Origin of the sequence: Planctomonas psychrotolerans (genome assembly GCF_008642235.1) — a bacterium.
Taxonomy (GTDB): Bacteria; Actinomycetota; Actinomycetes; order Actinomycetales; family Microbacteriaceae; genus Planctomonas; species Planctomonas psychrotolerans.
In genome coordinates this window covers 393,317-414,928 of the sequence record NZ_SJEV01000002.1, presented here as the reverse complement: position 1 = coordinate 414,928, position 21,612 = coordinate 393,317, and the positions used below count along the sequence as shown (strand labels likewise).

The following is a 21,612-nucleotide window of genomic DNA, read 5'->3' as shown; positions in this document are numbered from 1 at the left end:
TGCCGGCGGCCGTGTAGGTCCGCGACGCGGTCGCACCGGTGCCGGTGCTTCCGTCGCCGAAGTTCCACGTGTAGGACGCGATCGTGCCGTCCGAGTCGGTCGACGTCGATCCGTTCACGATCGCCGTCAGGCCCGACACCGATGACGTGAACCGCGCCACCGGGGCCACATTCGCCGGCGTGCCGGACTGCACCGTCACCGTCTGCGTGGTCGTGTGCGATCCGCGGGCCGCGTCCTGCACGGTGAGGCTGATCGTGTAGGTGCCGGCTTTCAGGTAGGTGTAGTTCACCGTCGGACCCGTGAAGGTGTTCGAGCCGTCGCCGAACGACCACGAGTAGGAAGTGATGGTGCCGTCCGGGTCGGTGGATCCCGTGCCGTCGACCGCGACCGCCAGGCCGGACACCTTCGCCGTGAACGACGCGGTGGGCAGCTGGTTGGTGGTCACGTTGATGGCCGCCGTGGACACCGAGACCGCGCCGCGGTTGTCGGTGACGGTCAGGGTGACCGTGTAGCGACCGGCCGCCGCGTAGGTGCGCGAGGCGGTGACGCCGGTCCCGGTCGAGCCGTCGCCGAAGTCCCAGGCGTAGGAGACGATGCTGCCGTCCGTGTCGGACGACGTGCTGGCGTCGACCGCCAGCGCGAGAGCGTTCTGCGTGCGCGTGAAGGCCGCCGTGGGAGCGACGTTCGGTGCCGTGCCGCTGACCTGTCGGCCGGAGCGGGTGTAGTGGTCGGTGACCTGAGCGAGCGTGAGGGGCGCGTCGTACACGGCCACCTCGTCGATCGTTCCGGCGAAGAACGTCGGGCCACCGGGGGCCAGGGCGTTGTCGCCACCGATGCGCCAGTATCCGGATGCTGCTGCGGCGGTCGTCGCGGTGGAGTTGATGGCCACGAGCCGACCGTCGACGAACAGCTCCATGCCACGCGGGCCCACCGAGCCGACCGCGTGGTGCCACTGGCCGTCGTTCAGGCCGGTCGCGGTAGAGGACACGAGACGGGAGGGGGAGCCGAAGCCGCCGCGGAGTCCGAAGGATACCTTTCCGGTGCCGTCGATGAACAGGTTCCGGTTGGTCGTGGTCGCCTGCGTGGTGGTCGTCGAGGTCGTGGTGACCGTGGTCGCCGATCCGAGGTCGACGAGGTTTCCGCCGGTTGTGCTGGTGGTGCGGAACCACGACTCCACGGCGAAGTTCGTGGGCGCCGTGACGGCCTGACGCGCGGTGGCGACGCCCGTGACCGTGCCCGGGAAGGTGGCCGCGGTGTTGCTGTCGCCTCCGATCGCGCCGGCCGTGCCGCGGGTGATGCCCGTGTCCGGTGTCGCGCTGTTCGCGCCGGCCCAGTCGAGGAAGTTGCCGGAGGAGTCGTTCAACCGCCAGTAGGAAGCGGGGGTGTCGCCGAGCACGGTGTTGGCGTAGGCGCTGTTGGCCGAGCTGGGCGCCGTGGCGGAGACGCTGTTGCCGATGACGGTGTTGCCGAACGGGTCAGTGGCGCGCACCCGGTAGGTGTAGGTGCTGCCCGGGGTGAGACCGGAGTCGGTGAACGACATCACCGGACGATCGAAGTTCGCGCGCGAGCCGACCGTGACCGGCCCGTAGACGCGGTTCGTGCTGCCGTTGCGGTAGACCTCGTAGGTGAGGAACTCGTTGTCGCGGTCCCAGTTGGTGAGCCAGCGCACGTTGACGGCGCCGGAGGCGGCGGGCGTGACCGTGGGCACGAAGGCGGATCCGCTGACGCGGGGTCCGTCGTCGTTCGGGGCGATCTCCTTGCTGGCGAAGCGCACGATGCCCTGCTGCGGGAGGTTATTGACCCGGGTGAATTCGCCGGCGAAGACGACGTAGTCGTCGGTCGCCGCCACGGCCCACGGTCCCTGGGTCGCGCCCGACACCGTGCCGGAGTTGAAGTCGGGCCACCAGCTGAGCATCTTGGGCGACGGGTTCCCGGCGAACTCGCCGATCGTCGTTCCCGGGCCGCTGGCGGACTTCGTCCACGCCATGCCGCGGTGGTAGACCTTCGGGTTGAAGGTGTCGGGGAACTCGCCCTGCTCGGAGCAGTCATGCGGGTGACCGGCGAGGTAGACGGTGTCGGAGTTCACGGCGACGTCGTAGCTGTCGCCCTTGCAGGTGTTGAGCCAGACGATGTCGCCGTTGGCCCAGTCCGCCCGGAACGACCCCTCCAGGGTCTTGCCGCTCACCGGATACATGTAGGCGGTGCCGTAGACACCGGTCGAGTCGGACTTGAGGCTGTAGATGGCCGCGGTGGAGAAGCTGGTGGCGCTGGTTCCGGCCTGGCGTACCTCGCGGTTGATGTTCCAGGGCATCGACGCGCCCGTCGTGGTGTTGACCGCGCCGAATCCGTAGCCGGGGTTGTCGCTGCCGTTCAGCAGGGTGAAGTGACCGCCGACGACGAGCTTGCCGCCGTCGGGTGACAGTGCGAGGGCGAGCACGCGCTCGTTGGCCTGCGCGTCCATGGGGAGCACGGCGCCGTTACTCGCGTTCAGCCCGGCGATGCGCATGCGCGGGGTGCCGCTCACCGACGTGAAGTTGCCACCCACGTACACCGCGGTGTTGCTGGCGACCACCGACTCGACGGCGGTGTTGAACGACGGGGCGAACGACGTGATGAGTGCGCCGGTGGTCGGGTTGAGCGCGGCGACCCGGTTGCGGGTCGTGCCGTTCACGGAGGTGAACGTTCCGCCAATGTAGACGCGGGAGCCGTCGGGGGACGCGACCACCGAGTTCACCGTGCCGTTCACGGTCGGAGCGAAGGAGGTGATCAGCGCGCCGGTGGTGAGGTTGAAGGCGAGCAGGTTGGAGCGGGGGATGTTGCTGGAGGTGGTGCTGCCCGCGGGACGGGCGTTCGCGAAGCTACCGCCCGCGTACACCGTGTTGCCGACGATGGTGGTGGACCAGATGATCCCGTCGATCTGCACCGTAGGGAGAACGTCGGTGGAGACAGTCTCCACCTCTCCGGGTGCAGGCGCTGTGTCGGCCTGAGCCGGCAGTGCGGTGAAGAGTCCGGCGGTGACGAGAACCGCGGTTGTCGCGGCGAGCGCGCGCAAGCGGGCAGACAAAAAGAGAGGCATCGGGGCAGGCCTTTGATTCGGGTGTTGGCGGCATTCGGGCAATGCGCCATTCCGCGAAGCATAGGGACTATCTCAATCCGACTGCAACAGTTTGATGAATATTCTTCAGTTCGACGCGTCGGCGCGTGTCGCTGGACGCGCGGACGCGCTAGTCGAAGCGGGGACGGACCAGCGGAAATAGCACGTATCCGCCCCATCGAGCAGGAGTTGACGCAGCTCGAGCGGGACGTCGAGGTCGACGTCGGGCGGCAGCAGCGACACGCCGGGAGCGACCAGTGCGGGGCTGACCGACAGGCACAGTTCGTCGACCACGGATGCGCGCAGCAGGGCGGCCGCCAGGGTCGGTCCGCCCTCGCACACCACCGATCGGAGACCCTCCGCGCGGAGGGCCGCGATCATGTCGGTCGGGGACAGGCTGCCGTCGGTGTCGTCCACCGGCAGGAGCCGAGCATCGAGGTCGCCGAGCCGCCGTCGTACGCCGCCCTCCACGGACCGCGGACACAGCACGAGCAGCGGCCCGCGGGAGCCGTCGCGGGTCAGTTTCGCGCCCGACAGGTCACCGGTGCGAGTGACCACGGCGAGCGCCGCGCTGCGGGGGAGCACGTACCCTTCGGTTCGGACGCTCGACGCCCCGACGAGGACCACGTCGCTGTGGTCGCGGATCACCCCGAGGATGCGACGATCGGTGCGGCTCGACAGGGTCTCCGAGGTTCCGTCCGATCCCGTCGCACTTCCGTTCGCACTGCCGATCAGGTTGATCCTGAGCCAGTCCGGGCGATCGGGTCGGTAGTTCTCGGAGAGCCACCCGGTCGTATCCGGGTCGTCCGTGTCCCGGGACTCCCGGGGAGCGGGGTGCACCCGGGACACGATCATGCGGCCGTCCTCAGGCGGACCTGACGCTTGGTGCGGCCGAGGAGCGCGGTCATTCCGCGGAGGCGCAACGGCGAGATGGCGGCCGACAGCCCGATCGTGTTCGGGAAGTCATCGGGTACCGCGAGGACCTCGTCGACCGTGAGGCCGCCGAGACCGTGCGACAGAATGGACGCGAATCCCCGGGTGGTCGGCGCCTCCGCCGGTGCCGTCGCGTACATGTGCACCCGGGAATCGTCGTCGACCTCCACGAAGAGATAGACCGGCGACTGGCATTCCTCGACCCGTTCGAGAAGGTCCGGGTGGTCGCGATAGCGCTCGGGCAGGTCGGGCAGGTCGTTGGAGAACTCGAGCAGGAGCTGCAGCCGGTCGGGCTGGCCCAGCTCGAGGAAGTCGTCTCGGATCTGACGGAGGGACTCGGGCAGCGGATTCGTCACCGTCCCATTCTCCCGCACCCGAGCCCGATCGTTCCCCCGCCGCCGCGGCGGGTGCCGTCGGCGGGGGAACCCTCGCGGGCTCAGGCCGGCAGGTCGCCGGGTTCGGTGCCCGTCACGATGGGAACGCGCACGGCGCTGCCCCACTCGGTCCAGGATCCGTCGTAGTTGCGCACGCCCTCCAGTCCGAGCAGGTGGGTGAGCACGAACCAGGTGTGGCCCGACCGCTCGCCGATGCGGCAGTAGGCGATGACCCGGTCGCCGTCGCTGAGGCCGGCCTCGTCGCGGTACACGCCGTTCAGCTGGTCGAGCGGGCGGAACGTGCCGTCCTCTGCGGCGGCGCGGGCCCACGGCACGCTCTTCGCCGTGGGGATGTGTCCGGCACGGAGTGCACCCTCCTCGGGGTAGGCGGGCGCCGTGGTGCGGGAACCGCTGTACTCCTCCGGGCTCCGCACATCGATCAGCGGGTTGCCGAGGTGCGCCAAGACGTCGTCCCGGAAGGCGCGGGCGGTGGTGTCGTCGCGCTCGATCACCGGGTACTCGACCGCCTCGGGCGTCGCTGCCTCGGTGGTCAGGGCGCGTCCCTCGGCGATCCACTTGTCCCGTCCGCCGTCGAGGAGTCGTACGTCCTCGTGACCGAACAGGGTGAAGACCCACAGGGTGTACGCCGCCCACCAGTTGCTCTTGTCGCCGTAGATGACGACCGTGGTGTCGCGGGTGATGCCCTTGGCGCCGAGTACAGCGGCGAACCGCTCGCCCTGGATGAAGTCGCGGGTGACCGGGTCGTTCAGGTCGGTGTGCCAGTCGATCTTCACCGCGCCGGGGATGTGTCCCGTTTCGTACAGCAGCACGTCCTCGTCGGATTCGGCGACGACGAGACCCGGTGTTCCGAGATTCTGCTCGAGCCAGTCGGTGCTGACGAGCCGTTCGGGGTGGGCGTACTCGGCGAATCGGGGTGACGGGTCGGGTGCGACTGCCAATGGGACCTCCTGGGACGTGGCGTTCGGACGTGGGCTGCGGGATAGGCTGAAACTCCTCTTCCCCTCCTGCGAGACTACGCAATGCACTGCCGCTTCCTGGGCCGGGAGACGACTTCTGACCACTTCGCCTGCCACGGGAGCCCTCGCACGTGAGAAACGAGCACATCGGATCGGCCCCCCGACTCGCGGATCGCGCCCCCACGATCTCGGGTCCCGAGATCGCCGCGCTTCTCGTGCCGCCGCGCCAGTTCGCCACGGCGTCGTTCGATTCCTATCGACCGGACCCCGACTACGACTCCCAGCAACGGGCGCTCGACACCCTTCGCGACTTCGCTTCGGCGTGGGGGCCCGCGCGGTCGGGTGGGCTCTTCTCCTGGGGCAGGAAGGCGCCGAAGTCCAAGCCCGGCGTCTACCTCGATGGCGGATTCGGCGTCGGCAAGACCCACCTGCTCGCCGCGCTCTGGCATGGTGCACCCGGGCCGAAGTACCTCGGGACCTTCATCGAGTACACCTCCCTCGTCGGTGCTCTCGGGTACCGCGCGGCCGTCGACCTGCTCGCCGGTGCGAGCCTGATCGCGATCGACGAGTTCGAGCTCGACGATCCGGGAGACACCATGATGATGACCCGCCTCATCGGCGACCTGGTCGCATCCGGTTCCCGAGTCGCGGCGACGTCGAACACGCCGCCGAACGCGCTCGGGGAGGGCCGCTTCGCCGCGGCCGACTTCCTGCGCGAGATCCATGCCATGTCGGAGCAGTTCGACACCCTGCGCATCGACGGGCTGGACTACCGGAGGCGGGAGTTCGAGGGCCATGCCCGTGCCCTGCCGCCGGGCGAGCTGGCGGAGGCGGTGGCCGCTGCCGAGCGGAGCGGTCGAGCGATCACCGAGGACACTTTCGACGGTCTGATCGCGCACCTCGGTACCGTGCACCCCGCGCGCTACATCAAGCTCATCGACGGCGTGGACACGGTCGCCCTCACCGACGTGCACGAGCTCGGGTCTCAGACGGATGCGCTGCGTTTCGTGGCGTTCGTCGACCGGCTCTACGACGCGCAGGTACCCGTGCTCGCGTCCGGGCTGCCGCTCGACCAGGTGTTCGCCGCGGACATGCTGGCGGGCGGATACCGCAAGAAGTACCTGAGGGCGACGTCGCGCCTGATCTCCCTCACGTCCGGCTGACCGTCCGGTCGGGTGCACCCCGGTGACCCGTATTCGTACTCCCATCCGCTGCGATGCGCCTGTGTGTAACAGGATGTTTACGCGGACGCCGGGTGCGTAACGTGCTCGAAACACGCTGCGCGACGGTGTGAAATCTCGCGTGGGAAGACTTACGGCCATACCGGACCGCCGGAGTCGCTCGCTTGCCACCCGCTGAGGCGCGCCGGTATCGACCCGCACACCTACGAGAGGTTCTCAGCCATGGATCAGGGCAATACCGCCTTCCTACTCATCGCAGCCGCGCTCGTGCTGCTGATGACCCCCGGACTCGCGTTCTTCTACGGAGGCCTCGTGAAGGCCAAGAGCGTGGTGAGCATGATGATGCTCAGCTTCGGTTCGCTCGGGCTCATCGGTGTCCTCTGGGTCCTCTACGGCTACGCGATCGCCTTCGGCAACGGCGCGGAGGGTGTGGCGGGGACCGACACGTACATCGGCATCGACGGCATCATCGGTATCGACCCGGCCAACCTCGGTCTCGAGGGGCTCCTCGCCGACGCCGCCGACCCGCAGGGCGCCTACCCCGTGATCGCCTTCGCGGCGTTCCAGGCGACCTTCGCGATCCTCACCGTGGCGCTGATCTCGGGGGCAATCGCCGACCGCGCCCGTTTCGGTCCGTGGCTCCTCTTCGCGGGCATCTGGGCGACCGTCGTGTACTTCCCCGTGGCCAACTGGGTCTTCAACTTCACCGTCGGTGAGGAGGGCGTGGTCGACGGCGGATGGATCGCCTACAACGTGGGCGCCATCGACTTCGCCGGTGGTACCGCGGTGCACATCAACGCGGGTGCGGCGGCCCTCGCCCTCGCCCTCGTGCTCGGCAAGCGGGTCGGGTTCGCCAAGGGCATCCAGAAGCCGCACAACGTGCCGCTGGTCCTGCTCGGTGCGGGTCTTCTCTGGTTCGGCTGGTTCGGGTTCAACGCCGGTTCGGAGCTCGCCGCCGATGGAGTCGCGGCCCTCGCCTTCCTCAACACCATCGCCGCTCCGGCAGCAGCAATCCTCGGCTGGCTGCTGATCGAGAAGATCAAGGACGGCAAGGCGACGTCGGTCGGTGCCGCGTCGGGTGCCGTGTCGGGCCTCGTCGCCATCACGCCGGCCTGCGCCTCGCTCACGCCGTTCTGGGCGATCGTGCTCGGCCTCATCTCGGGTGCCGTCTGCGCCCTCGCGATCGAGCTGAAGTTCAAGCTCGGCTTCGACGACTCGCTGGACGTGGTGGGCATCCACCTCGTGGGCGGTCTCATCGGAACGCTGTACATCGGCTTCTTCGCCAGCGACGTCGGCCTCATCTTCAGCGGCAACCTCAACCAGCTGGGCGCCCAGGCCATCGCGGCGTTCGCGGTGCTGGTCTACTCCTTCGTGCTCGCCTTCGTCATCGGCCTCGCGATCGAGAAGACGATCGGGTTCCGCGTGAAGAACGAGGACGAGCTGGCGGGAATCGACACCATCGTGCACGGCGAAGAGGGGTACGTGCTCGAGAGCCGCTGATCGCACGATCCGCACAGCGCAGCACAGCGTCGCGTGAAGCGGGTGCACCACGTCCTCCGGGGCGCGGTGCACCCGCTTCACGTCGTCGGGGTAGTTCGCTGATAGCCGACACGCGTGCTCGGGCTCGCCGATGAGTGCACACTTGACCCGTGCCCATTCCTCTCGACCTTCGTCGAGGCGACAGACATTGGAGAGATACACCATGCCCGTACCCGAGCTGACTTTCAACAACGGCGTCACCATCCCGCAACTCGGTCTCGGTGTCTTCCAGACGCCGCCCGATGAGACCCAGAAGGTCGTGGAGCAGGCGTTCGAGGTGGGCTACCGGCACATCGACACCGCTGCCGGCTACTACAACGAGGAGGGCGTGGGCGCGGCGATCGCCGCCACCGGCATCCCGCGCGACGAGATCTTCGTCACCACCAAGCTGCGGAACGGCGACCAGGGCTACGACAGCACGCTGCGCGCCTTCGAGGACAGCCGCACGAAGCTCGGCGTCGACGCCGTGGACCTGTACCTCATCCACTGGCCGTACGCGAAGCACAACCTGTTCGTCGACACCTGGAAGGCGTTCGAGAAGCTGCACGCCGACGGTCTCATTCGGTCGATCGGTGTCTCGAACTTCCTCGAGAAGCACCTCGAGGAACTGCTCGAGAAGACGGACATCGTGCCCGCCGTCAACCAGATCGAGGTGCACCCCACCTTCCAGCAGCAGCAGTTGTCCACCTTCTCGGTGGCCCGCGGCATCGAGGTCGAGGCGTACAGCCCGCTCGGCCAGGGTGCGGACCTCGAGTCCGACGTGGTGACGGGGCTGGCCGAGAAGCACGGCAAGACCCCGGCGCAGATCGTGCTGGCCTGGCACCTCGCCCAGGGCCGCATCGTCATCCCCAAGTCCGTCACGCCCGAGCGCATCCTCTCGAACTTCGAGTCGATCGACGTGTCGCTCGACCTGGACGAGCTCGAGGCGATCAACGGTCTCGAGTCGGGCAACCGCATCGGCGCCGACCCCGACACCGCGGACTTCACGCAGTACCGCAACTAGGTCCTGCCGCGTCGTGAGCCGGGCGGATCCTTCGAGGTCCGCCCGGCTTCGTCGTGTGCCGCTCGTGGTGCTCGTGCTTCTCGGCGTGCGCTCTCCGCGTCAGGGGCGGGGAAGCGGTGCGGCCGGAGTGCCGAGCGCATCCCGGCTCAGCAGTGTGGCTCCGGCCACGGCGGCGGGCATCACGATCACGGCGCCGAACGGCACGAGGAAGAGCAGGTAGGTCAGCACGCCGAAGCCCAGTGTCCGGGCGCGGCGCGCCCCGAGGATGTGTCGCCGGGTGCGCAGCGTCATACCCCGGGCCGTGAAAGCGAAGCCCGTGAGCTCGAGTGTGAGGAACCATCCGCCGACCAACGCTCCCAGCACCGGGACGACCGTCTGTCCGAGCACGGGGACGAAGCCGCAGACGAAGAGGGTGACCCCGATCAGCGCGGTGACCACCAGGAGGCGCAGGGCCTCGCCGACCGACCGGCCGAGAGAGCGCCAGAAGCCCTCCTCCGGTTCGGGCGGGGCGTTCCCCAGTCGTTTCTCGACAGAGCGCCAGATGCGTTCGTAGAACGGGTCGCCGACGGCCAGCGTGACCGCGGTGAACGTGTACAGGATTAGCAGCACCGCGATACCGAGAAGCGCGATGGTGGCCACGACGCGGGTGATGGTGCGGAGCGGCTCGCTCCACTCGTCGGCGAACGGTGTGGCCCAGGCGGTGACGGTGTCGAAGTTCATCAGCAGCACGACGATTCCGGCCACGTAGAAGGCGGCCACGATCAGGGCGGGCACCGCGCCGATCAGCATGAGTCTCGGAGCGGTGATCCACAGGCGGAGTCCCTGCCCGAGGAAGCCGGCACCGGTCAGGAACTGCCGCAGCACGCCTGCAGCCCGGCTGCCGTTCGGTCGGTTCTCCTGCATCCTCTCAGCGTATTGGCGTGGCGACCCAGGACACGGCAGTCCGGGCACGCTGGACGCGGGCCCGTCGGCTCTCGGCCACCGCCCTCAACCTCCCCCCGGATGCCGGTGCCGGTGCCGGTGCGGGTGCGGGTGCGGGTGCGGACAGCGGTGACGGCACCGCCCGCGCCGGATTGCCGACGAAGGTGGCGCCCTCCGGAACGTCCTCGCCCTTCATCAGCAGCGCGTCAGCGCCGAGCGTCGCCCCGGAGTGCAGGGTCGCGCCGTAGTTGATCCAGATGTCCACGCCGAGGGAGCACCTGTTCCCCACAGCGATACGATCGGATTTGAAGGTGCCGTCCTCCATGGAATGCCCCTGGATCGTCGATCCCTCGTTGAGCGCGCAGTCATCGCCGATGCTGACGAGCGATTTCTCGGGCATCGTGCACCCCGCGTCGTAGAGTCGCTTCCCCACCTCGACACCCAGCAGCCGCCAGATGAGGGACCGGAAGGGGGTCCCGCTGAAGGGCGGCACGGCCAGCAATTTCCATAGTCGCTCGTGACGCCAGAAGTAGGGGTCGTAGATGGAGCAGAACCGTGGTGTCAGCCGTCGGAAGCCCATGACGGATCGCTCCACGACCACGAGGATGAGCACGCGGGCGAGCTGGAACACGAGGAGCGCCCCGCCCGCGACCAGGAGACCGAGCTCGCTGTGCGCGGAGACGGCCAGGGCGGCGATCAGCACACCGGTGAAGAGGAGGAGCCAGCGCACGGCCAGGAACAGCACCATGCTGAGGATGTTGTGGCGATTCTTGGCGGGGAGGGTGCGGCGCCGGGCCTCCTCCATCTGCTCCTCGCTGAACCGGGCGTCCCGTTGGACCGATCGGGGGATCTCGAACGCCGGTGACCCGAGAAGGCCGACGTTCGAGCGAACCGGACCGTCTATCGGAACCATCACCTTCGTGGCCAGCAGGCAGTTGTCGCCGACGGTCGAGCCGATCGGCACGGTGATGTGGTTGCCGAGGAAGTTCCGCTCGGCGATGCGAACCTCGGAGAGCCGGAACGAACTGCTCGTGAAGTCGGCGTTCATCATGTTGAGGCCGTCCGCGACCATCGTTCCCGTGCCGACGGTGGAGAGGAACGGCGACTCGTGCGCCAACGTCGGTCCGAAGTTGGACCCCGTCTGCTGGACGACTCCGAGCTTGTACCCCAGCGCCCGGAGGTAATGCACGATGTACGAGCTGTCGCCGAACACATCCTTGTAGATGCGGATGTTGGTCAGCAGCACGATCGTTCGATGAAGCGTGTAGTGCACGCCGTAGAGGGGATACACCACGTCCGGCTCGAGGAAGCGGTTCAGCAGGCGGGGGAGCGTTCCGACCAGAACGAGACCGATGAGGAAGACACCGCAGAAGACGCCGAGCGTGACCAGCGCGACGGTGAGCACGAAGGCCGGGTCCTCCGGGTGGTCGGTGTCGAGACCCGCGGGCAGCAGGATGTCGAGCAGAACGAAAGCGAGGGGGGAGACGACGAGCAGGCGCCCCGCCAACTGGAACAGGCTGAAGATGACCCTGCGGCGTGTGCTGCACACCGTGCCGGGGACCCGCAGGTATTCCGTCGTCGTCCGTGCGGCGGGGGAGCCGTGCCACACCTCACCGTCGGGAACGAACTGGCCGGTCTGAAGCGACGAGGCATGGCCCAGCTGCGCGGAGTTTCCCATCGAGGAGCCGATGTCCAGCGTGGTCCGCTCGGAGACGAAGACGTTGCTCCCCAGTGTGACCGTGCCGGTTTCGATGGTGCCGGATCGCGCCCGGTAGCAGAGGAAGGAGCAGTTCTTCTGGATGACGGTGTCCGGGCCGATCGTGAGCAGATCCGGACAGGCGGGGAGCTTGCGCGAGAGGATCACGACGCCCTTGCCGATGCGGGCGCCGAGGAGCCGGAGGTACAGCACGTACAGCGGTGAACCGGCGAAGAGGAGAAGCGGGCTGGTCCGGGTGATCGTCGTGACCGCCCAGAAGCGCAGATAGCCGAGACTCCAGAGGTCGATCTCCGTCTGCTTCCAGCGTCCGACCAGCACCCACTTGATGACGATCGGGGTGATGGACAGCACCAGGAAGCTTCCGACGCCGATTCCGGTGGCCCGGAGCCAAATCTCGGCGAAGGTGTCCGCCGCGACCAGCCATTCGAGGCCCACGATCGCCAGGGCGGCGGCGTAGGTGGCGTAGCCCATCGCGACGAGCACCTGGAGCGCACCGCAGATCACGTACGACGCCGTACTGGCCACGCGAATCGGTGCCGACGGGACGCGGTGCTCCTCGAGGTCGACCGGTCCTCGCCTGCGCTCGGTCTCCCGCTCATCGAGGTGAGCGGCGAGTCGCCGGACGGTGGGGTGTTCGTAGATGTCCTGCATGGCCAACCAGGGCAGGTCGGTCTCCTTCCGCAGCAGAGCGCAGAAGTGGGCCATCATCAGAGAATCGGCACCGAGATCCTCGAAGAAGGATGCCGTCGCCGACACCCGATCCACGCGCAGCACGGCGGCCAGCCGGGCGGCGAGGGCCACCTCGGTGGCGGTCACCGGGGGAGCGACGGAGGCGTCGCCCAGGACGCCGATCCGGTGGGTGGGCAGAGGCAGGCGCTTCCGGTCCACCTTGTCGCTCGCCATCAGGGGAATCGTCTCCACCTGCTCGTAGTAGGCCGGGACCATGTAACCGGGCAGTCCCGTGCGAAGCATCCGGTGCAGTTCTGCGGCATCGAGGTCGGGGACGCCCGGCCGCAGGATGTAGTAGGCCGCGAGTTCCACGGTTCCGGGTGCCGGCTCGTACGTGTGCACGACGGCCAGCGAAATATCCGGGTGCTGCAGGACGGCGGACTCGATCTCCGTCAGTTCGACCCGATAGCCGCGGATCTTGACCTGCGTATCGATGCGCCCGAAGTACTCGATCCTGCCGTCGGCATTGATCCGACCGAGATCCCCGGTGCGGTAGATCCGCCCGGAGGGGTTGGAGGGGAGGCTCAGGAAGTCCGGGATGAACGCCTTCTCGGTGAGGTCCGGTCGGTTCACATACCCGCGGGCGAGGCCCACCCCCGCCAGTCCGATCTCTCCGGTCTCCCCGAACGGGAGGGCCCGGGACTCGTCGGGGTGCAGGATGACGACGGTGTAGGTCGGCAGGGGAACACCCAGTGAGACCGGACCGTCGGGGTCGACGACGCCCCACGTCGCCGTGACCGTCGCCTCCGTGGGGCCGTACACGTTGAGGAAGCGGCGCTCCGGGCTGTGCCAGCGCGTGATCAACTCCTTCGGGCACGCTTCGCCCGAGACGAGCAGGAATCGAAGGTCCGGGAGGTCGTCGTCGATGGTCGCCAGCAACGTGGGAACGCAGCACATCGCCGTGACCCGTTTCGCCCGCAGGTACTCTGCGAGCTCGGCGCCCAGCAGGCTGGACCGGCCGGGCTTCGGCACGAGGGTGGCCCCCACCAGGAGCGGGACCCAGGTCTCCTCCACGGAGAAGTCGAAGGCGATCGTCATGCCCTGGTACATGCGGTCCGAGGGCAGCAGACCGTAACTGCTCGACGCCACCCGCACGAAGTTGCAGATGCTCGCGTGTTCGATCGCCACGCCTTTCGGTCGGCCCGTCGAACCGGAGGTGTAGATGATGTACGCCAACTCGTCGGTGGACTCCCCGACGTCGCCAGCGGCGAGGCGCGACGGGTCCGCGGCGTCGAGCTGCTCCTGCACGACGTCGAGGCACACCGTCGGTGCGGCCACCTCGGGGATGAGGTCGGTGAGCTGCGACACCGACAGGATCAGCACCACGTCGGCGTCCTCGACGATGTACTGGAGCCGGTCCGGAGGGAACCCCGCGTCCAGGGGCACGTACGCCGCCCGGATCTTCAGGACGGCGAGCATGCCGATGTAGTTCCGCCATTGGCGGTCGAAGAGGAGCGCAATACGGTCACCGGGTCGGGCACCGCGCTGCAGAAGATGGCGGGCGAGCTGGTTCGCCCGCGCATCCAACTGCTGGTAGGTGAGAATCACGTCCCCGGCATCGACGGCGATCTGCGCACCCTTGCCTTCGGCGAGCAACCGGTCGCACCGGTCTTCGATCAGCTGGTCCAACCGCTCACCCGGTGTCCACCGGACGGCCTGGTCGGCTTCGGGGGCGCGCAACACGCCGGCGGACTCGCTCGTCGGAGGCGCACTCGTCGGAGGCGTGCTCCGGGGGGCGATGGGGCGGGCGATGCGGGTTCGGGGGCTCGCGGTCGTACTCATGGTGTCCCTTTGCTGGAGAGAAGAGCTGGGTGAGAGGGGGAGCAGCGTCCGGTGCGGGACGCTCAGGCGACCGAGGTCAGTGCGACCGGCGCACCGGTCACCGCCTCCGCGGCGTCGGAGAGGATGTCGAGACCTCTCGACAGGTCCTCGGGGCTGATCGTCAGCGCCGGCATCGCTTTGACGACCTCGCCCAACGGGCCGGACGTTTCGACGAGCAGTCCACGGGAGAAGGACTCCGCGGCGATGCGCCGGGCCGTCCGGGGGTCGGGATAGGAGATGCCGGCGAGGAGCCCTCGGCCACGGACGACGCCGTCGGCGGTTGCCGCGATTCGCGCGAGCCCATCCCGCAATCGGACGGCGAGATCCGCGACCTCCGCCTCGAGCCGGTCGTCCCGCCAGTAGCGCTCCAGCGCCGCCGTGGCGGTGACGAACGCCGGATTGGGACCCCGGAAGGTTCCGTTGTGCTCGCCCGGCTTCCAGACGTCGAGTTCGGGCGTGAACAGCGTCAGCGCCATGGGAAGCCCGAAGCCCGAGATCGACTTGGAAAGGCAGACGATGTCGGGAACGATCCCGGCCTCCTCGAAACTGAAGAACCGTCCCGTGCGCCCGCAGCCGGCCTGCACGTCGTCGACGATGAGCAGCACGCCGTGTTCCGAACAGAGGGCGGAGAGGCCCCGCAGCCAGTCCGCCCGGGCGGCACGCAGTCCACCCTCCCCCTGCACGGTCTCCACGATCACCGCGGCGGGCGTGTCGAGCCCCGATCCCGGGTCCTCCAATGCCTGCCGGAGCCAGAGGAAGTCCGGTTCCGGGGCGTCGAGGTAGCCGTCATACGGGATGCTCGACGTGTAGGGAAGCGGAATCCCCGCTCCGGACCGCTTCATCGAATTGCCCGTCACGGACAGGGAACCCAGGGTCATCCCGTGGAATGCGTTCGTGAATCCGACGACGTGGTGCCGACCGGTGACCTTCCGCGCCAGCTTCAGTGCTGCCTCGACCGAGTTCGTTCCGGTCGGGCCCGGGAACATCACTTTGTAGTCCAACCGCCTCGGTTTGAGGATCACCTCCTCGAACGTCTCCAGGAAGCGCCGCTTGGCGGGAGTCTTCATGTCGAGGGAGTGCACGATCGAACCTGAGAGGAGGTATTCGACCAGGGGGGTGAGCAGTTCCGGATTGTTGTGGCCGTAGTTCAGGGCCCCGGCGCCGGAGAAGAAGTCCAGGTACTCCCTGCCGTCCTCGCTCCGGAGCGTGCTTCCGGCCGCCGTGTCGAAGACGGTGTCCCAGCCGCGGGAGTAGCTGCGGACCTCTGACTCCAACGTTTCGAAAATGTCCATCGACGGATCTCCTTCGCGACTCTGCGAGGGGCGAAGATCCGGATTCGACGTGCGAATCCGACACCCGATGCGATCCCGAAGTCGGAACAGACGACGCACGCCGGTGTGCGCGCCCTCTTCGGAAAAGATCGGATGACCCGTTGGACCGCCGGTCGGACCGTCGGGACACCACCCACCACGGACTGTAGGCATCGGACGGTCACCGGAGCGTTACACCGCCGTTACGGCGATGACGCCGCCGATGCCGCGTCGGCGGTTCACTCCGATCGGTGCACCTCGGCGAACGTCGCGGTGGCGAACGCGAGCGCGCCGGCCATGTCCCGAAGAAGCTCGGAGTCGACGTTCTCGATCGTGTCGCAGCTCTCGTGATAGCAGGAGTCGAAGGCGCGACCGGCGGTGCCGCCGTAGTGCTTCGCCTGATCGACGGTCTTGGCCTCGTCGTCACCGGTGAACAGACCCCCGACCGGTATCCCGGCGTCGGCGAAGGCGGCGTAGTCCGATTCGCCATCGAGGGGGGTGAACTCTGCGGGAAGCCCGCTCTGGTCGAAATATCGGAGGAATGTCTCCTCGATGATCTCCGAACCGGCTGGGCCGCCCCGTCCGACGACCGAGCCGTCGCCGTCGTGGACGAACCGCGCACCGTTCGGCGAGGCGGCCATGTCGACGTTCAGATTCAGCATCACTCCGTCGAGCTCCGATGTGCTCAACTCCTCGACATAGTGCTCCGAGCCGTGCAGGCCGTCTTCCTCGCCGCCCCAGAACGCGAAGCGCACGCGGTTGGTGGGCTCCATGCCGTCCTCGGCGAACCAGAGGGCGGTTTCGAGCAGCGCTGCGACGCCACTGCCGTTGTCGTTGATTCCGGGACCCCGGCGTACCGAATCGAGATGTCCACCGACCACCACGGTGTTCAGGGCGTTCCCGCCCGTGTCGGCGAGGACGGTGAAGGTCTCCACTCGCGCATCCCGGTGGTCGCGATAGCTGAACGACTGTCGGACGGTGTCGTAGCCGGCCGCTCGCAGTTGCTCCTCCACGTACCGGGCGGATTCCTCGTACCCGCTGGTACCCGCGGCGCGGTTGCCGCCGTTGGCGTCGGCGATGCGCTGCAGGGCGTCGAGGTGACCGAGCACATCCCGGGTCGAGAACGCGTCGGAGACCATGCGGGCGTCGATGCCGCTCGATCCTGCGTCGACGACCTCGGACAACCGTGGATCGGGCGAGAACGCGCTCGAAGGGACCGAGCACCCCGTCAGCACGAACACGAGAAGAAGAGCGAGAGTCACGGCAGCGCGACGACCGCCGGTATCCGCCATGTCCATGCCCGTTCCGCCTCGGCTAGCCGAGGCGTCGGCTCTCGATGAGGGACCCGGCCGAGAAGGCGACAGCCGCGGTGTAACCGGACGGCATGCCGAGCTCACGGGGGTCGATGTCCATCACCTCAATGCCCTCGATGTTCCGGGCCGACGCTTCGACGGTCGAGGGTTCTCGAAGGAGGCCCGTGCCGAGAACCTTGAGGAACGCTTCCTTGCGGGTCCACAGCCGAGCACGTACGCGTGTTGCCTCGGGGTCGGCGATGCCGGCGAGGGAGGAGCGTTCAGCCGCGGTGAGGACGACGTCGTCGAAACCCGCGAACCTCACCCGGGCGCTGTTCTCCACATCGATGCCGACCGCGGTCGTTCCGGGGCCTACCGCGCCGACCATGGCGCACCAAGGTCCGGACCGACTGAGGCTGATCCGCACCGGCTCCCCGCCGCGGCGAGCACTGTATCCGGGACGGCCGTGGTCGATGGATCCGGACGATCGGCAGTTGCGACACGAGTAGTCGAGGACGAGCTCGCGCGGAGCTGCGGAGAGAATGTTCGCGGCGAACGACCGGATGGCCAGCCGTCCACCGAGGAAGCGATCCCTGTCCCAGCCGCTCGCGAAGGTCGCCGCCCGCCGCAGCTCGACCGGATGCAGTTCCGACGCACGATCGTCCAGCGGATCGTCGAGACGCACCGCTGACACCAGCAAGTCCCCGAACCGGATCGACGCCACCGTTCCACGTTAGATCGTTCACGCGCTTACCGAAATGAAGAAATCTCATTATTGTGGAATCCTCACGCATCAACGCCGATGTCGTGATGGCGACGCACCGAGGCCCACGCCGAGGGGCGGCGCACGAAATCGTCAAAGGAACCCGACATGGTGATTTCCGAAGCCCCGAACGCCGTTCTGCCCGACTGCCCGCCCATTTCTCGGCTGTGTCTCCTGGGCGGACCGTACGCCGTGCATGGGCCGCACCGGCTGACCGCGCCGGAAGGGGCTGAGCGGTTGGTGGTCTTCGTAGCCCTGTACGATCACCGGCCGGTCCGCCGCCGCAAGATCGCGGGAACCCTGTGGCCCTCGGTGAGTGAGGAGAGGGCGGCGGGGAATCTTCGGGCCGCGCTCTGGCGCCTCAACGCGTCGGGTCTCGACGTTCTCGATGCGGACAAGGATGTGCTGGCGATCAAACCGGACGTGCGCATCGACCTGTTCGAGTTGTCCGCCTGGGCGAAGCGGGTGATGACCGGGACGGCGGTGGCCGACGACCTGACCCTCGACCATGTGCACGGGGCGGCGCTCGAACTTCTTCCCGGGTGGTACGACGAATGGGTCGTCATCGAGCGTGAGCAGTTCCGTCAACGCCTTCTGCACGCGCTCGACGTGCTGAGCAGACGGCTGACGCTCGAAGGTCGACACGCCGAGGCCATCGAGGCGGCCGTCATCGCGGCCGCCATCGAACCACTGCGGCAGACGACGCAGGAGGCTCTGATGCTGGCCCATATCGCCGAAGGAAACGTCAGTGAGGCGCAGCGCGTACTGGACGCCTACGCGCGCCTGCTGCACGCCGAGTTGGGGATCCTGCCGACGACCCGACTCTCGAGCCTCGTGCGCGCTGCGCACAGCGAGGTACGCCCCGTGCATCCGATGAGAGTGGGCGATACCGGACTCGAACCGATGACCTCTTCCGTGTGAAGGAAGCGCGCTACCAACTGCGCCAATCGCCCGCCGGATCCATGATGCCATACGTTTCGGGCCCCGGAATACGCCGGTGCCCCTCCCCGCGCCCGCCAATCCCGCGCGCTGTTTTGGCACTCGGCGCACCGATCGGATAGAGTCTCCAAGCACACGAAAACGTGGGCATGCGGATGTGGCGCAGTGGTAGCGCATAACCTTGCCAAGGTTAGGGTCGCGAGTTCGAATCTCGTCATCCGCTCGAATGGGGTCCTGAATTCTCAGGACTCCTGTTCACAGGTGGAGTGTCACCGTCGGTGGAGTGGCCGAGAGGCGAGGCAGCGGCCTGCAAAGCCGTCCACGCGGGTTCAAATCCCGTCTCCACCTCGCAAGAACAGCATGAGCGATTGGCGCAGCGGTAGCGCGCTTCCCTGACACGGAAGAGGTCGCTGGTTCGATCCCAGTATCGCTCACACACGAGAAGAAGCCCCGGTTGCCCGGGGCTTCTTCGTTTCTCCGGCACGCACGGGCGTCCCCGCGACACCGTCGGCCACGCCTCCGTTCGGCATCGTGACTAGCCTGTGCAGCGGAGGCCCCCATGACGAGCGACACCGGCAGCACCGACGTTTCGACGAGCGCCACCGATCGCATCTCCTTCGCGATCGTCGGCAGCGGTTGGCGCACCGAGTTCTTCCTGCGCATCGCCCGGGCGATGCCCGACCGCTTCGAGGTCTGCGGGCTCGTGACCCGCAGCGACGAGACAGGACGCCGCATCGAGGCGGACTGGGCCGCGCCCACCTACCGCACCATCGACGAGCTCCTGGCGGCGACGTCCCCGCGGTTCGTGGTGGTGTCGGTGCCGCGGGCGGTGGCACCGGATGCCATCGAGAACGTCGCCCGGCACGGGGTCGCCGTGCTCACCGAGACGCCACCGGGCACCGACGTGGAGGCGATGCTGCCCCTGCACCGGCTCGTCGAGTCCGGCGCGCGCATCCAGGTGGCGGAGCAGTACCACCTGTCGCCCCTGCTCAACGCGCAGCTCGCGATCGCCCGTTCCGGGCGTCTCGGCGCGATCAGCTCGGCGCGGGTGGCGCAGTGCCACGACTACCACGGCGTCAGCATCCTGCGCCGAGCCCTCGGCATCGGTTTCGAGGACGCCGTCATCACGGCCAGCCGATTCGACTCGCCGCTCACCGTCGGCCCCGGCCGCACGGGCGACCCGACCGAGGAGGTGGTGGTGACGGCGCACGAGGTCACCGCCCGCCTGGACTTCGGCGACCAGCTCGGCGTGTACGACTTCGCGGGCGAGCAGTACTTCTCCTGGATCCGCGCGAACCGGCTCCTGATCCGCGGCGACCGGGGCGAGATCTCGAACACCGAGGTGCGGTTCCTGCACGACTTCCGCACGCCCATGCTGCACACCATCCAGCGGATGAGCGCGGGGGAGGGCGGCAACCTCGAGGGGCAGTTCCTGCGCGGCCTGATCGCCGGCGACGAGTGGGTCTACCGCAACGAGTTCCTGCCCGCACGCCTCAGCGACGACGAGATCGCCATCGCCACCTGCCTCGTGCGGATGGCCGAGCACGCCGACGGCGGACCCGACTTCTACAGCCTCGCCGAAGCGGCCCAGGACCACTACCTCGCGCTGATGATCGCGCGGGCGGTCGACACCGGCGAGGCAGTGCGCACCGAGCCGCAGGCCTGGGCGCGCTGACGGCGGGGCCTACGAGTCCTGCGCCGCCTGCTCGGCAGCCGCCCGCTCCGCCCGGGCGCGACGCTCGGCATCGCGCTCCTTCACGCGCTTGTTCTCGGCGCGCACCTCGGCCTGCACGCCCCGCTCGTGCGCGAGCCACTCCGGCTGGTCGGCCAGCAGCGCCGAAATCTCATCGGTCGTGAGCGGATCGGTGACTCCGCCGCGGGCGAGCCCCGACACCGACACCCCGAGCTTCCGTGCGACCACATCGCGCGGGTGCGGTCCGTGCAGGCGCAGCTCGACGAGCCACTCCGGGGGAGAGGCCAGCAGGTCGTTCAGTTCGGTGCGCGAGACCGGGGTGTTCCGGAACGCCTCCGGCGCAGCCGGCAGGTAGATCCCGAGCTTCTTCGCCGCCGATACGGGCTTCATGGTCTGCGGCTTCTTCTCGGTGCTCATGAGGCCAAGGGTAACGGGCGTGCACTAGCCTGTGGATTCCTCATCGCGCACGCGGAGCGGATGACGGACCGGAAGGGGACGGCGTGACCACACCCTTCCGTGTCGGTTACGTGCCGGGCGTCACCCTCACCAAGTGGGTGCGCATCTGGAACGAACGGATGCCCGACCGGCCCCTCGAGATCGTCCGCATCACGCCGTCGACCCAGGTCGCCGCACTCACCGGACCCGCCGGCGATGTCACCCGCGTGGACGTGAGCTTCGTGCGCCTGCCGGTGGATCGCACCGGGCTCTCCGTCATCCCGCTCTACACCGAGGCGCCCGTCGTGATCGCGCCGAAGGACTCCGTACTCGCCGACGTCGAGTCGGTCGAACTGTCGGACCTCGCCGGAGAGACCCTGCTGCCGGTGACCGCGTCGCACACCGACCGGGAGATCGAGGATGCCGTCGAGCTCGTGGCGGCGGGCGGAGGCCTCCTCCAGCTCCCGCAGTCCCTCGCCCGGTTGCATTCCCGCCGGGACGTGCTGCACCGGCCGGTGACCGACGCGGACCCCACCGAGATCGCCCTCGCCTGGTTCGCCGACGACACCACCCCCGAGATCGAGGAGTTCGTGGGCATCGTTCGCGGCCGCACCGCCCGCAGTTCGCGCACCAGCCCGACGGGGGATCAGGCGCAGCCCGGGGCCGGCACCGGGGAGGGCGGGCGCGAGTCCAGCGGCGGCAAGACCGGCGCCCGGAGCGGCCCGCGCGACGGGAGGAAGGCGGGACAGTCCGATGGCGGGGCCCGCGATCGAGCGCGCGGCGACGCCCGCAAGCGGGCGCAGGCGAAGGCGGGCCGGAAGGGCGGCAAGGGCAAGCGCCGCTGACGTCCTCCCGCACCGGCTCGACGGCGGAACGCGGCCCGCCACGCCG

General features: G+C 68.4%; 16 protein-coding genes and 4 tRNA genes. 9 read left to right on the top strand and 11 right to left on the bottom strand.

The features are described from left to right. From EY822_RS15190 to EY822_RS15175, 4 genes are all read right to left on the bottom strand, one after another. Nucleotides 1-3,076, bottom strand: a 3,076-nt coding sequence (locus EY822_RS15190; protein ID WP_150309282.1) for a PKD domain-containing protein, incomplete at its 3' end; no start/stop codon positions are given. 105 nt (nt 3,077-3,181) lie between these two features. Further along, a complete protein-coding gene (locus tag EY822_RS15185) occupies nt 3,182-3,949 on the bottom strand; it encodes a dihydrofolate reductase family protein (protein ID WP_150309281.1) in 768 nt (255 codons plus the stop codon). Next, nucleotides 3,946-4,383, bottom strand: a complete 438-nt coding sequence (locus tag EY822_RS15180; RefSeq protein WP_227497385.1) for a SufE family protein — start codon at nt 4,381-4,383, stop codon at nt 3,946-3,948. The genes EY822_RS15185 and EY822_RS15180 overlap by 4 nt, the downstream gene beginning before the upstream one ends. 80 nt (nt 4,384-4,463) lie before the next feature. Then, nucleotides 4,464-5,360, bottom strand: a complete 897-nt coding sequence (locus EY822_RS15175; RefSeq protein ID WP_150309280.1) for a sulfurtransferase — start codon at nt 5,358-5,360, stop codon at nt 4,464-4,466. A gap of 149 nt (nt 5,361-5,509) precedes the next feature. Between EY822_RS15175 and zapE the strand changes: the two genes are divergently transcribed. The 3 genes from zapE (at nt 5,510) to EY822_RS15160 (ending at nt 9,101) form a co-directional block, all read left to right on the top strand. Continuing rightward, nucleotides 5,510-6,541, top strand: a complete 1,032-nt coding sequence (gene zapE, locus EY822_RS15170) for a cell division protein ZapE (protein WP_150309279.1) — start codon at nt 5,510-5,512, stop codon at nt 6,539-6,541. Nucleotides 6,542-6,781: 240 nt separating this feature from the next. Next, nucleotides 6,782-8,059, top strand: a complete 1,278-nt coding sequence (locus EY822_RS15165) for an ammonium transporter (RefSeq protein WP_150309278.1) — start codon at nt 6,782-6,784, stop codon at nt 8,057-8,059. A gap of 202 nt (nt 8,060-8,261) precedes the next feature. Beyond that, nucleotides 8,262-9,101, top strand: coding sequence for an aldo/keto reductase (locus tag EY822_RS15160; RefSeq protein ID WP_150309277.1), 840 nt, complete (start codon nt 8,262-8,264; stop codon nt 9,099-9,101). A 99-nt stretch (nt 9,102-9,200) separates the two neighbouring features. Here EY822_RS15160 and EY822_RS15155 read toward each other — a convergent pair whose 3' ends face one another. The 5 genes from EY822_RS15155 to EY822_RS15135 form a co-directional block, all read right to left on the bottom strand. Next, on the bottom strand, nt 9,201-10,004 hold the full coding sequence (locus tag EY822_RS15155) for an EI24 domain-containing protein (RefSeq protein WP_150309276.1): 804 nt from the start codon (nt 10,002-10,004) through the stop codon (nt 9,201-9,203). A 4-nt stretch (nt 10,005-10,008) separates the two neighbouring features. After that, complete coding sequence (locus tag EY822_RS15150) at nt 10,009-14,250, bottom strand: Pls/PosA family non-ribosomal peptide synthetase (RefSeq protein ID WP_150309275.1); 4,242 nt, start codon at nt 14,248-14,250, stop codon at nt 10,009-10,011. A gap of 62 nt (nt 14,251-14,312) precedes the next feature. Beyond that, nucleotides 14,313-15,581, bottom strand: a complete 1,269-nt coding sequence (gene ectB / locus EY822_RS15145) for a diaminobutyrate--2-oxoglutarate transaminase (protein WP_150309274.1) — start codon at nt 15,579-15,581, stop codon at nt 14,313-14,315. A 257-nt stretch (nt 15,582-15,838) separates the two neighbouring features. Beyond that, nucleotides 15,839-16,891, bottom strand: a complete 1,053-nt coding sequence (locus tag EY822_RS15140) for a M20/M25/M40 family metallo-hydrolase (RefSeq protein WP_150309273.1) — start codon at nt 16,889-16,891, stop codon at nt 15,839-15,841. Nucleotides 16,892-16,913: 22 nt separating this feature from the next. Beyond that, nucleotides 16,914-17,615, bottom strand: coding sequence for a 4'-phosphopantetheinyl transferase family protein (locus tag EY822_RS15135; protein ID WP_150309272.1), 702 nt, complete (start codon nt 17,613-17,615; stop codon nt 16,914-16,916). A 147-nt stretch (nt 17,616-17,762) separates the two neighbouring features. On the opposite strand from EY822_RS15135, the gene EY822_RS15600 reads away from it, so the two are divergent. Next, nucleotides 17,763-18,575: an AfsR/SARP family transcriptional regulator gene (locus EY822_RS15600; protein WP_150309321.1), complete on the top strand. Its 813-nt coding sequence runs from the start codon at nt 17,763-17,765 to the stop codon at nt 18,573-18,575. On the opposite strand, the gene EY822_RS15125 is transcribed toward EY822_RS15600, so the two are convergent. Further along, nucleotides 18,535-18,607, bottom strand: a tRNA-Val gene (locus tag EY822_RS15125). The two genes, EY822_RS15600 and EY822_RS15125, sit on opposite strands and share 41 nt — an antisense overlap. 137 nt (nt 18,608-18,744) lie before the next feature. Between EY822_RS15125 and EY822_RS15120 the strand changes: the two genes are divergently transcribed. From EY822_RS15120 to EY822_RS15105, 4 genes are all read left to right on the top strand, one after another. Continuing rightward, nucleotides 18,745-18,816: transfer RNA gene (locus EY822_RS15120), tRNA-Gly, on the top strand. Between the two features lie 54 nt (nt 18,817-18,870). Next, nucleotides 18,871-18,941, top strand: a tRNA-Cys gene (locus EY822_RS15115). A 14-nt stretch (nt 18,942-18,955) separates the two neighbouring features. Beyond that, a tRNA-Val gene (locus tag EY822_RS15110) sits at nt 18,956-19,027 on the top strand. A 125-nt stretch (nt 19,028-19,152) separates the two neighbouring features. After that, nucleotides 19,153-20,268, top strand: a complete 1,116-nt coding sequence (locus tag EY822_RS15105) for a Gfo/Idh/MocA family protein (RefSeq protein ID WP_150309271.1) — start codon at nt 19,153-19,155, stop codon at nt 20,266-20,268. Between the two features lie 9 nt (nt 20,269-20,277). Here the strand turns inward: EY822_RS15105 and EY822_RS15100 are convergent, their stop codons facing one another. Next, a complete protein-coding gene (locus tag EY822_RS15100; RefSeq protein ID WP_150309270.1) occupies nt 20,278-20,703 on the bottom strand; it encodes a DUF5997 family protein in 426 nt (141 codons plus the stop codon). Between the two features lie 83 nt (nt 20,704-20,786). Between EY822_RS15100 and EY822_RS15095 the strand changes: the two genes are divergently transcribed. Continuing rightward, nucleotides 20,787-21,566, top strand: coding sequence for a LysR family substrate-binding domain-containing protein (locus tag EY822_RS15095; protein ID WP_227497384.1), 780 nt, complete (start codon nt 20,787-20,789; stop codon nt 21,564-21,566). Nucleotides 21,567-21,612: the final 46 nt, after the last annotated feature.